Consider the following 11,490-nt stretch of genomic DNA (forward strand, 5'->3'; position numbering starts at 1 on the left):
CGCGAGAGGCTTTCCGCGGCATTTCTTTAGATGCCTTTGCTTTCGGTATTTGGCACGATCTGCACACCGTTGATCTTGTAGCTTCCGTCAGGCTGACGCGCCAGCTGGTAGACGGCAGTCCAATCCTTGCCGTCACGGCCTGATATCAGCACCTCGTGATAGATCATCGCGCCATTGTCGATCGAGCGGCTGCGCCCAAAGGCATAATTGCCAGGGTGGTAAACCGGCTCATAGCTTTTCTTGACCATGGCGAAGAAGACGTTCTTGTCGGGGTAGATCGCCTTGATCCCGGGTGCGGCAAAGGAATAGGCCGTGTCGACGTCGTCGTTCAGGAACGCCTTGATCTGCGCCTCGATCATCGTTCGCGTCGCATCGATCGGATCTTCGGCTTGAGCGGTCGCAAACAAAACGAAGGACGCGGCACACAGAATGAAAACTGCGAGAAAGGCGCGCATGGCAACGGCTCCGGCTGTCCTAGGAATTCTAGGGCAGTCTACGCACAAGGAAAGAGCATAGATCACCAGGCGGGGTGTTGGTAGGCGTGCTTCGTGCGCTATTCCTTACGGGATTGTGAGTTCATGCTGAACCGCGACTTTTGTGGCTCATCGAGCTAGCCGGCATGTCTGATCTGCGCGAGCAGTTTCTTTCGGAAGACTTCGGCCGGGGTTCGATAGCCAAGGCATTTGCGGGGTGTTGCGTTAAGCCGGTTGCAGATCTCGATCAGATCGGCATCTGTGACCGATAATGGATCGACCTCTCTCGAAAGCCATTTCCGGACGCGGCCATTGGTATTCTCGACGGTGCCTTTCTGCCACGGCGATTGCGGGTCGCAGAACCAGGTTTGGGTGCCGATGCTCGCCTGAAGATACGGCCAATCCGTAAACTCCGTGCCACGGTCGAAGGTGATCGAGCCACGGGCTAGATGGGGTAGGGCCTTGAGGGCCTGTATGAGGCCGTCCATGACCGGACGTGACTGACGGTCGTTGTTACGCAGGAAGACCGCAAATCGGCTAACGCGCTCGACGAGCGACGTGACGTTGGCCTTTCCAAACTTCTTGCGGAACTGGATAAGATCACATTCCCAGTGCCCAAACTGTTTGCGGTCAGCAACAGTGTCGGGACGACGCAAAATGTTCAGATCCGAGCTAAAGCGTCGACCGTGCTTGCGTCTGGCATGTCTTGGCCTGCGCCTGGCACGACGCTCCGGCAGATGTCGCCACAGCTCGATCGCCTGGCCGTCGGCCGAGTATGCGAATTTGTAGATCGTCTCGTGGCTCACCGAGATCGGATGGTGCTCCAGGCGCATCCGACCGGCAATCTGCTGCGGTGACCAGCCGTGTACGATCCGCTCGATCACCGATTGCCGGACATGCGAGAAGCGCGCGAGCTTGCGCAGCTTTAAACGGCGATCACGGGCCATCTGATGCGCGGTCACGCAGTAGTAGCCGCTGAGATCAGGAACTTCCTTGTCGACGAATATGTTGCGCCGGACTTCGCGAAAGATCGTCGAACGATGCCTTCCGAGCTTCTCTGCAATGGCGTCAATACTGAGCCCAGCCAACCTCCAACGGGCAATCTTACGGCGTTCGTCCAATCCAATCTGAGAGTAGGTGCGCTTCATTGCATCGTCCTTGCAATTGATAACCCATTGAGATCATTAGCAAGTCGCACTTCATTCTAGAACCCACCCGGCTACATCCATAGATCGGATAAGATAGATTATGGAACCATCACTTATCTAGATCTGCGAAGGAGCGCATAACTATCAGCCGTACGCCAACATCGCCAAATCGCTTTTTCTTTCGGCGCTTATCGCTGGATGCTGATGTGCCGATTAAATCACTTCGCGCTTTCAGCGCCAGCGAAACAACAAAAACCGCGACACCTCAACAACAGGCAAACTGCGATCGTTACACCGCGCGACATCATGCAGGTCGTCAGCCGCTTTCCAGTTCGACCAGTTCGATATCGAAGCTCATCTGATCATAAGCCGGAACCACATGATCGGGCGTTTCGGCCATGACCGTGTCATAGTCGAGCGGCGTATGCATATGGGTCAGGATCGCCCGTTTCGGCTTCAGGCGCTCAATCCAGTCGAGCGATTGCTCGAGCGACAGATGGCTCGGATGATAGCGATATTGCAAGGCATCGATGATTAGGACGTCGAGCTCTTGAAGTTTTTCGACAGTTTCAGGCGGAAAGTCACTGATATCACTGCAATAAGCGACGTCGCCAACGCGAATGCCAAGCGAGTATATGTCGCCATGCTGCTGCAGGTGCGGCCGGATCGAGATCGTTCCGCCCGCGCCGGTGATCCGCACCGGGACGTCGAGGCTTCCGATGACCTTTGCTTCGACGATCGGCGGATAGTTGCTGCCGGGCGGCGTTTCAAGGCAGTAGCCGAACCCTTGTCGAATGCGGTCCATCGTCTCACGCGTGGCGTGAATCGGAACCCGCTGCTGCGCGCCATAGAAATAGCCACGCAGATCGTCGAGGCCATGGATGTGGTCGGCATGGGCATGAGTATAGAGGACAGCGTCGATGTGAGTGACGCGGGCCGCGATCATCTGCTCGCGAAAATCCGGCCCGGTATCGATGACAACGGTCGTGACGCCGCCGTTGTCATCATATTGCCGGACCATGAACGCCGCGCGGGTGCGGCGGTTCTTCGGATTGGTCGGGTCGCAGGCACCCCAATCGCCGGTGATGCGTGGAACGCCGGGCGACGACGAACAGCCGAGAATGGTGAAACGCCGCCTATAGCCCACGCTGTCAGATCCTAGGCATCTTTGAGAAAATGCGGAATGCGTTTTCCGTCGTGATCCGCGCCATCTCGGCATGGCTGAGGCCGAGCGTCTCGGCCAGAACCTCGGCCGTGTTCACGACATAGGACGGTTCGTTGCGCTTGCCGCGCCAGCGCTTTGGCGCAAGGTAGGGCGCGTCGGTCTCGACAAGAAGCCGATCCTGCGGCACCGTTTTGGCGATATCACGAAGTTCCTCCGACTTCGGGAAGGTCAGGATACCGGAGAAGGACACGTAGCCGCCCAGGTCGACGCCGATCCTTGCGAGTTCAGCGCCAGACGAGAAGCAATGGAGGATAAAGGGAAACGCCCCCTTCCCCATTTCCTCTGTCAGGATCGCAGCCATGTCTCCGTCGGCGCTGCGGCTATGGATTACGAGCGGCAGCTGCGTCTCGCGCGAAGCGTCAATGTGGCGCCGCAGCCCGGTCTGCTGGTCCTCCGGCTTTTGCGTATCGTAGAAATAGTCAAGGCCGGCCTCGCCGATCGCGACAATCTTCTCGTGGGCATTGGCCAGACGCACGAGATCTTCCGTCTGGATATCGAGCTCATCGCCGGCATTATTCGGATGCGTGCCGACGGAACAGAAAACAGACGGATATTTCTCGGTGATGGCCAGCAGCGCGTCCAGCTTGCGCACCCGCGTCGAGATCGTCACCATCTGCTTGACACCCGCGTCGTGGGCGCGCTTGACGATCTCGTCCCGCTCCTCCTCGAAGTCGGCGAAATCCAGATGGCAATGCGTATCGATCAGCATGAGGTCCTCACGCTTCCGGCGCCACGTAGCGCGGGAACACTGGCTTCGGCGCTTCGAGCGCCGTGCCTGCGATGAGGCGGCCGGCTTCGCCGAGCGCCGCGAAGTCGCGCTTGTCGGCAGGAGCCGCAACCAGATCAAGCAGCTTGCCGGCCGATTCAGGCACGAAAGGCTGCAACAGGATGGCAATCTGGCGGACGACCTCGGCCGTGACGTAGAGGACGGTGCCCATGCGCGCCGGATCGGTCTTCTTTAGCGCCCAGGGCTCCTGGCCGGCGAAGTAGCGATCGGTCTCGGAAACGACAGCGATGATCGACGCGAGCGCGCGATGGATCAGCTGCTTGTTCATGTCGTCACGCGTCGACGCGAGCAGCGCGTCGGCCTGCGCCAGCATGGTCTTGTCCTCGTCTGTCAGCGGACCGCATTCCGGGACCTTGCCGTCGCAGTTCTTGACGATCATCGACAGCGAGCGGCTGGCAAGGTTTCCGATGCCGTTGGCAAGGTCGGAGTTGATGCGCGTGCCGATCGCCTCTTCGCTGTAGCTGCCGTCCTGACCGAAGGAGACTTCGCGGAGGAAGAAATAGCGCACCTGGTCGAGGCCGAAATGGTTCACCAGATTGACGGGATCGACGACGTTGCCGAGCGACTTCGACATCTTCTCGCCCTTGTTGAGCAGGAAGCCGTGCGCGAAGACGCGCTTGGGAAGTGGCAGCTTGGCGGACATCAGGAAGGCCGGCCAGTAGACCGCGTGGAAGCGGATGATGTCCTTGCCGATGATATGAACGTCCGCCGGCCAGTACTTGGCGCGGGGACCGTTGCGATCCTCGATGTACCCGGTCGCCGTAATGTAGTTGGTCAGGGCATCGACCCAGACATACATGACGTGATCAGGGTCGTTCGGCACCTTGATGCCCCAATCGAAGGTCGTGCGTGAAATCGAGAGATCCTTCAGTCCCGACTTGACGAAGGAGATGACCTCGTTGCGCCGCTCGGCAGGCCCGATGAAGTCAGGGTTGGCTTCGTAGTGCGCGAGCAGCTTGTCCTGATATTCGGAAAGCTTGAAGAAGTAGCTGGCCTCTTCCACCCATTCGACAGGCGTGCCTTGCGGTCCGTAGCGCACCCCATCGGCGCGCAGCTCCGTCTCGCTTCCCTGATAGTAGGCTTCGTCGCGAACCGAGTACCAGCCGGCATAAGAATCCTTGTAGATGTCGCCATTGTCAGCCATCAGGTTCCAGATGTTCTGCGACGTCTCGTGGTGACGCTCCTGCGTCGTGCGAATGAAGTCGTCGTTCGAGGCGTTGAGGAGCTGCCCCATCGACTGGAACGCACTGGAATTGCGATCTGCAAGCTCCTGGGCCGACATACCCTCGGCTCGGGCCGTCTGCTGCATCTTCTGGCCGTGCTCGTCGGTACCCGTCAGGAAGAAGACATCCTTGCCGTCGAGGCGCTGGTAGCGCGCCATTGCGTCCGTCGCAATCAGTTCATAGGCATGGCCGATGTGCGGCTTGCCGTTCGGGTATGAAATCGCGGTGGTGATGTAAAACGGTGTCTTGTCTGTCATGGCGGCCATTCGTGTCCGGCTTACTCTATAAAATTTGTCAGCCGCTCTTAGCGCAAGTCATGGCGAAGCGAAACAGCAAGTTTCGAAAGCAGGCGATTTGCCGTTCGCCGGCGTGCTGCACTTGACTCGATTCTGGGGGCATTCTACCCAAAGAAAATTCAAAGGGCGGGCATCAGCGACGTGACATATTCAGCACTCGGCAGCACCATTCACGCGCAGGGCTCGAGGTCTCCTATTTGACCGACCTTTTCAGCTTCAATCCCCTCTATTCCCTCTCCGGGCTTCTTGTCGGCGCCTTGGTCGGCATTACGGGTGTCGGTGGCGGGTCGCTGATGACGCCGTTGCTGGTACTTCTCTTCGGGGTTCATCCAGCGACAGCCGTCGGAACCGATCTGCTCTACGCAGCTGTGACCAAGACAGCCGGAACAGCAGTTCACGGCATGCATGGCAGGGTAAATTGGCGCATTGTAGGCTGCTTGGCTGCCGGAAGCGTCCCGGCCGCTCTGCTGACGCTCTGGCTGATGGCGGGAGTCGATCGCAGGAGCGTCGAGGTCGCCCACACGATTACAATGGCCCTTGGTTGGTTGCTTGTCATGACCGCATTTATGCTGATCTTTCGCAAGCAAGTCCTCGCGCTCGCGCTTCGCTCGATTGGAGAGCGCTCTCCGCCCAAGCCGCTCACGATCGCCATCTGGACAATGGTCCTCGGGCTGGTGCTAGGCACCCTCGTGACGCTGACGTCGGTGGGCGCAGGGGCGCTCGGCGTGACGGTACTGCTGGTCCTCTACCCGCGCCTCGATGTTCGCGAAATTGTTGGCTCCGATATCGTTCACGCCGTCCCGCTGACACTGATCGGCGGGATGGGCTACTGGGTGATCGGCGAGATCAACTGGGGAATGCTGTTTGCCCTGCTGGTCGGCTCGATCCCCGGGATTATCGCGGGCAGCCTGATCGCACCTAAGCTCCACGAACGGACAATCCGCATCGTGCTGGCGCTGACGCTTGCCGTCGTCGCATGGAAGCTGCTGGCAACCTGATCAGGGGCCGGGCTCCTTGATATCTCCAAGGATGCTGAGGATCGTCTGCTTGCGATCCAGATTGTAGGCATCCGAAACGGTCAGCCGCTCGCCAATGTCTGAATGCAGGCGGGCCAGCCTCTCCGCGGCAGCCACCTGCCCTGCCATCGCCGCAGCCCGTGCCTTCTGCATCAAGTCCTCGCCGACGTGGCCGGTGAAAAATTCAAAGATTGTGTCACTGTCCTTCCCGGAAAGCGCATCCGCCAGCCGATGCATAGCCCTGCGGGCAGATGCCCCCTGCGCACCCAATACATCGTTGTAAGCAGCGATGATATCGCTGCCGCCGTAGTTCACCAGCTTCAGCGCCTCGCCTACGCTGCCATTTGCCGCCGCAAGCAAGTCGCGGTTGGCCTCGATACCGAGATGGGCGAGCGCCGCACCGAGAGCACTGTCGCCAAGCGGCGCGAGCTTCAGCGGCAGGCAGCGCGAACGAATGGTTGGCAGCAGCTTACCGGGCGCATGGGAGATAAGCAGGAACAGTGCGCGTTTCGGCGGCTCCTCGAGGATTTTCAGGATCGCATTCGCGGCATTGCGGTTCATGTCATCGGCAGGATCGATGATGACAATGCGCCAATTGCCGGTGCCCGACGTCTGCGAGAAGAAGCGCCCTGCCCGCCTGACCTCATCGACCGTGATTGCGGATTTCATCTTCCCCGTCTTTTCATCGACGGGCCGCGCCAGGTGCAGCAGGTTATGCGAGGCGCCCGAGGCGATCTGGCGGCTGACAGGAGAGGCCGGATCCGGATCCTCCAACCGATCCGGCGCGCCGGCCGGATCGGGATGCGTCAGGACATGATTGGCGAAGCGGAAGGCAAGCGTTGCCTTGCCGACGCCCGGCGGTCCCTCGATCAGGATCGCATGGTGGCCCTTGCCCGACCGATACGACTGCGCGAGGAAGGCCTCGGCGTCATCATGGCCGAATAGCTTCATGTTTTCGGCTGGCCAGATGGCACCGTCAAGCAATCCCGGTCGTTCATCGTTCATGAGTTGCTTCCGCTAACTTGGTCGCTGTCGCATGCGGCAGTTGCCGCCAGACGGTCTCCAGAACCTCGGCGGCAATGACCTCTTCGGACCGCGTCGCATCGATGACGTGGCAACGGTCAGGCTCCCGGGCGGCAATATCGAGAAACGCTTCTCGGCGCTTCTCGTGCGTTTCGAGCTCCTCCTTCTCGAAACGGTCCGGGGCGACGTCGCCAGCAGCGCCTCGCCTCCGGGCGCGCTCCAGACCCGCCAGCGCCGGCAGATCGAAGACAAGCGTGCAGTCGGGAACGATACCATTGACGGCGACGCGCTGCAGCGCCTCGATGAATTCCGACTCAAGATTCCCGGTCACGCCTTGATAGACCCGCGACGAATCCATGAAGCGATCGCAAAGGACCACCTTGCCGGTCATCAAAGCCGGCCGGATGACTTCCTCGACGTGATCATTGCGTGCCGCTGCGAAGAGGATTGCCTCCATGCGGGTTCCAAAGGCTTCGGCAGCACCCGACAGAAGCACGTGACGCACAGCCTCGGCGCCCGGAGAACCGCCCGGCTCCCGTGTCAAAAGCACGTCATGACCGCGGGCACGGAGAGACTCAGCAAGGCGGCGGATCTGCGTCGACTTGCCCGCGCCCTCCCCGCCTTCAAACGTTACAAACAACCCAGTACCGGATGGCAATGACTAATTCCTGCATTACGGCGGTCACCCGCACCACTGCCGTACATTTAACGGAAGGCAGCGAAAAGCGAAACCGCTCGACGGTAACTCTCACCCTGAATAGCGAATTCGGCGATCAGGTGGGTTCAGGCTTATCCCACAGCCAGGAGAACAACAGCGTCTCGCCGAGTTCCATCAGCGCGTCGACGGCGCGGCTGCTCAAAGAGCCAACCTCCACGGTCTCCTTCGTATAAAGGGGTACCTCACGCAACAGGCGACCGCCCGCGAAGATGCGCAGCGTCCCTATTTCATGGCCGGCCTCCACGGGAGCCATCAACGGCCAATGGTAGACGATGCGCGCCGACAGCCGCTCGGGATTGCTGATCGGTACATAGACACTCACGGGCGACTTTGCGACGAGATCAACGCTTCGGGAGGTTCCACCGTAGACGCTTGCTTCGCCGATCACCTCGGCGTCGGCGAAAATCTGACGGCTTTCGAAGGCGGTCAGCCCCCATTCGAGCACGCGCTTGGCCTCTTCGGTGCGCTCCTTGTCGGAGGCAATGCCGCCCAAGGCCATGAAGAGCCGCCGGCCATCGCGTTCGGCGGAGGCGACGATGGAATAGCCCTCTCCCTCGGCAAAGCCGGTCGCCAGGCCATCAACACCCATGCCGAAACCAAGCAAAGGATTGCGGTTGCGCTGGAAAATCCTGTTCCACTCGAAATCAGGCTGCGCAAAATAGGAATAGAGGTTCGGATAGGACATTTGCAGTTCCGCCGCCAACGTCACCATGTCGAGCGCCGTCGTCCTGCTTTTGCCGTCAGGCAGCCCGGTCGAATTCCCGAAGATGGACCGCTCCATACCGAGCGTTTTAGCACGCCGCGTCATGGCAGCCGCAAAGGCCGGCTCACTGCCGCTCATGCCTTCAGCGAGAACGATGCAGCTGTCGTTGGCGCCCTGAATGGCAATGCCTTTGATCAGATCCTCGACGCGGACGTTCGACTTGAGCGCGGCAAACATCGTTGCCGTGCGCGACGGCGCCCCCCCAGTTCGCCAGGCGTATTCCGAAACCGGATACTGCGTGTCGAGGGTGATCTGGTTCTTCGAAAGGGCGTCGAAGACGAGATCCACCGTCATCAGCTTCGCGAGTGACGCCGGCGAGAAGGTCTGATTCTCGTTCTTGGCAAGAAGCACGGTCCCGGTAGACGCCTCGACCATGTAGGCTTGGGCCGCCTTGGTCACGAATGAAGCGTTGGCATCACCGCTCGCGGCAGCGGCAACCGTTGCGAAAGGCAGAAGACAAACACAGAGGCCAACGAAACGCTTGAACACCGAAAAACCCCACAGCTCGGTCGAGCTCGACGATGCTAACAACGGACCTGGAGCGACGCAATGGCCGCCGTTATTCGCCGCGCGCGGCGGCTGTCTTTTGACGCTTGACGGATGCCAGGATCGAGTCCTGCGTGAGGCCGTCGTTGCGAACCATCACGGCGTCGAAAGCGAGTTCGACGGTAACAGTTTTGGCGCCCTCTTCCTGATACCCCATTGCGAGAGAGCGCTGCCCTCCATAGGGGCGTTCATATGGGAAAGGACCAAATTCCGGGAGGACGATCATCTGAGCGGCCGCCGGCTCCGCCAGGGGCGCGACGCCGCCAAAAGACGGTGACGGCATCGGCGTCGGGACAGGCGCAGCATTGTAGCGCGCGCTCGGAGTCGAGCCGGCATAGGACGTCGCCGAGACCGGCACAGGAACATTCTCCGGCTCGGGCGTGAAACCGCCGAAGCTCTGGAGCTGGTCTGCGGTTATGCGCTTGCTGTTGGAGGCGACCATAACACCGGTGGCAATCTGCCCGCCACCCGGGTTGATGCCCGGAATGCGGCTGCCCTTCGGCACATAGGAGGCCATCAGATAAGGCATATCATGCCCATCCATCCGGGCACGCCCCACATACTGGACGCGGACGTTTCCGGTACCACTGTGCTGCAGGTCAAGCATGTCCGCCGTCTTATTGGACAGGTCGATAATGCGCCCTTCGTGATACGGACCACGATCGTTGACACGCACGATAATGGACGCGCCGTTTTCCGTATTCGTCACGCGTGCATAGCTCGGCAGCGGAAACGTTGGATGCGCGGCGGAAAGGTGCATCTGGTCATAGACTTCGCCGTTCGCGGTCAAACGGCCATGAAAGGCCGAGCCGTACCACGACGCAACACCAACCTTGTTGTAGGAGAAATCTTCCTTCGGGTAGTACCACCTCCCCTTCACCACGTAGGGGTCCCCGACCATATAGCGGCCGCCGCCTTTCGGGATGTTGTTGCCGGTGGCAACACGGGGGCTGGCCTTGACGCCGTATTCCTTCTCCGAGAAATACTCCTTGCCGTGAGTGCGTTTTGTGGGCGTAGGCGAGGAACCGCAAGCCGTAACCGTTGCGCAGATCAGCGACAGCCCTACCCATCGCATTCCCGTTGCGAATGACGCCGCCCCGTACTCTCGTTTCATATGTCCCACGCCGCTCAAGACCGTTATGGTTAAGAAATCTGCCCGATCCGGACAAGACACCCCTAATCCCACCAACCTAACGAGACTTTAATCATGCGGCCTTCATGGCAAATTTGCGAAGCATTTCGCCAAGATAGGGACAATTCTAATTAATATGGTTAATAATTCACTAATTTAAGATTCTGAATAACGGAGTCGGTTCAGCCCGGCTGGGCGTTTCAGCAACGGGGAGCTTCTCTCCTCTGCTGCCCTTCCGGGTACCGTACAGAACCAGTTGACGCTGCCGCCGAACGGCTTTAAACGCTGCATAGCCTGAGCTGATGGCGTCAGGCAACCGCAGGTGCGCGGGTTTCGAGCCCGCTTCAAATCAACTGCATGGAAGAGTGTCCGAGTGGTTTAAGGAACCGGTCTTGAAAACCGGCGTGCGGGAAACCGTACCGTGGGTTCGAATCCCACCTCTTCCGCCACGTTTTTTATTGTCCGACCCGGACACATAGGTCACAATCGGTACCTAAGACATCGGTGACAACCTCGTGCCGAACGGGTTGTCGATTGTTTGCAATGTCCTCTGTTCGAGGTCGATATATCCGAGATCATAGCGCAGGAAGCTGACGAGCCAAATGCCGTCGTCGACTTCTTCAGGCCGAGCTTCTGGCCGGCCATGACGGTTGAGATGTTGATCTTCTTGCGATGGATGCACAGACGGCCGCAATTGGTGACGATGGCATCGCGGTCGTGGAAGGGGTAGCTGATCTCGGGCAGCCCTTCATAGGTGCCGGCCGAGGTCTGGTAGACTTCGGCCGGCACCTTCATCGACAGGGCCTCGTGCGGTCTTTCCGTGTTGAATTCGCTGATGAATGCGTCGAAGCGCATCTGCTGCTGCAGGATATTGCGTCCCGGCGGGCGGGTGGCTTCCTTCTTCAGCGTCAGATGCATGCGCTCATGGCGGCCGTTCTCCTGCGGATGGCCGGGGCGGATGCGCTCGAAGACGATGCCGAGCCTCAGCCACCAGACCGACAGCTTCGAGAGATTGTAGAGCCCGTTCGGGCTGGCGAAGGGCAGGCCGTTGTCGGAGCGGATGGCAAGCGGCAATCCGCGTTCGGCAAACACCCGCGCGAAGGCATCGAAGACGCCGCGTTCACGGGTCGTCTCGAAGGC

The 11,490-nt window shown here is 59.8% G+C and carries 10 protein-coding genes, 1 tRNA gene and 1 pseudogene; 2 read left to right on the forward strand and 10 right to left on the reverse strand.

All coding sequences use genetic code 11. From position 1 onward, the window contains the following. Positions 1-26: 26 nt before the first annotated feature. From AS026_RS18780 to metG, 5 genes are all read right to left on the reverse strand, one after another. Entirely contained in the window at positions 27-455 is a 429-nt protein-coding gene (locus AS026_RS18780) for a DUF4864 domain-containing protein (protein WP_062370992.1), read from the reverse strand. 155 nt (positions 456-610) lie between these two features. Next, entirely contained in the window at positions 611-1,621 is a 1,011-nt protein-coding gene (locus tag AS026_RS18785; RefSeq protein ID WP_062370994.1) for an IS30 family transposase, read from the reverse strand. Between the two features lie 316 nt (positions 1,622-1,937). Continuing rightward, the gene (locus AS026_RS18790; RefSeq protein ID WP_025662591.1) at positions 1,938-2,768 is read right to left on the reverse strand and encodes an MBL fold metallo-hydrolase; all 831 of its coding nucleotides are present in this window, start codon (positions 2,766-2,768) and stop codon (positions 1,938-1,940) included. A gap of 4 nt (positions 2,769-2,772) precedes the next feature. Further along, a complete protein-coding gene (locus AS026_RS18795; protein ID WP_025662592.1) occupies positions 2,773-3,555 on the reverse strand; it encodes a TatD family hydrolase in 783 nt (260 codons plus the stop codon). A 7-nt stretch (positions 3,556-3,562) separates the two neighbouring features. Continuing rightward, positions 3,563-5,113: a methionine--tRNA ligase gene (gene metG, locus AS026_RS18800; protein ID WP_062371033.1), complete on the reverse strand. Its 1,551-nt coding sequence runs from the start codon at positions 5,111-5,113 to the stop codon at positions 3,563-3,565. 236 nt (positions 5,114-5,349) lie between these two features. On the opposite strand from metG, the gene AS026_RS18805 reads away from it, so the two are divergent. Continuing rightward, a complete protein-coding gene (locus AS026_RS18805; RefSeq protein WP_062370997.1) occupies positions 5,350-6,150 on the forward strand; it encodes a sulfite exporter TauE/SafE family protein in 801 nt (266 codons plus the stop codon). Here the strand turns inward: AS026_RS18805 and AS026_RS18810 are convergent, their stop codons facing one another. The 4 genes from AS026_RS18810 to AS026_RS18825 all read right to left on the reverse strand — a co-directional run bounded on the left by AS026_RS18810 (position 6,151) and on the right by AS026_RS18825 (position 10,332). Then, a complete protein-coding gene (locus AS026_RS18810) occupies positions 6,151-7,173 on the reverse strand; it encodes a DNA polymerase III subunit delta' (protein ID WP_062370999.1) in 1,023 nt (340 codons plus the stop codon). After that, positions 7,163-7,849: a dTMP kinase gene (tmk, locus tag AS026_RS18815; RefSeq protein WP_026371504.1), complete on the reverse strand. Its 687-nt coding sequence runs from the start codon at positions 7,847-7,849 to the stop codon at positions 7,163-7,165. Before tmk ends, AS026_RS18810 begins: the two co-directional genes overlap by 11 nt. A 115-nt stretch (positions 7,850-7,964) precedes the next feature. Further along, positions 7,965-9,161: a D-alanyl-D-alanine carboxypeptidase family protein gene (locus AS026_RS18820; protein ID WP_062371035.1), complete on the reverse strand. Its 1,197-nt coding sequence runs from the start codon at positions 9,159-9,161 to the stop codon at positions 7,965-7,967. A 70-nt stretch (positions 9,162-9,231) separates the two neighbouring features. After that, positions 9,232-10,332 (reverse strand): septal ring lytic transglycosylase RlpA family protein, encoded by a 1,101-nt coding sequence (locus AS026_RS18825; RefSeq protein ID WP_025662598.1) that lies wholly within the window; start codon positions 10,330-10,332, stop codon positions 9,232-9,234. A gap of 377 nt (positions 10,333-10,709) precedes the next feature. Here AS026_RS18825 and AS026_RS18830 point away from each other — a divergent pair. Continuing rightward, a tRNA-Ser gene (locus tag AS026_RS18830) sits at positions 10,710-10,799 on the forward strand. Positions 10,800-10,843: 44 nt separating this feature from the next. On the opposite strand, the pseudogene AS026_RS18835 reads toward AS026_RS18830, so the two are convergent. Beyond that, positions 10,844-11,490 (reverse strand): annotated as a pseudogene (locus AS026_RS18835) (integrase core domain-containing protein); the annotation flags it as partial.

The organism is Rhizobium altiplani (assembly GCF_001542405.1).
In the GTDB taxonomy this organism is placed as follows: domain Bacteria; phylum Pseudomonadota; class Alphaproteobacteria; order Rhizobiales; family Rhizobiaceae; genus Rhizobium; species Rhizobium altiplani.

Excerpts from the sequence above, each read along its gene's own strand:
- AS026_RS18780 (WP_062370992.1), bottom strand. The coding sequence starts at position 455 with ATGCGCGCCTTTCTCGCAGTTTTCATTCTGTGTGCCGCGTCCTTCGTT.
- AS026_RS18785 (WP_062370994.1), bottom strand. The coding sequence starts at position 1,621 with ATGAAGCGCACCTACTCTCAGATTGGATTGGACGAACGCCGTAAGATT.
- AS026_RS18795 (WP_025662592.1), bottom strand. The coding sequence starts at position 3,555 with ATGCTGATCGATACGCATTGCCATCTGGATTTCGCCGACTTCGAGGAG.
- metG (WP_062371033.1), bottom strand. The coding sequence starts at position 5,113 with ATGACAGACAAGACACCGTTTTACATCACCACCGCGATTTCATACCCG.
- AS026_RS18810 (WP_062370999.1), bottom strand. The coding sequence starts at position 7,173 with ATGAACGATGAACGACCGGGATTGCTTGACGGTGCCATCTGGCCAGCC.
- AS026_RS18825 (WP_025662598.1), bottom strand. The coding sequence starts at position 10,332 with ATGAAACGAGAGTACGGGGCGGCGTCATTCGCAACGGGAATGCGATGG.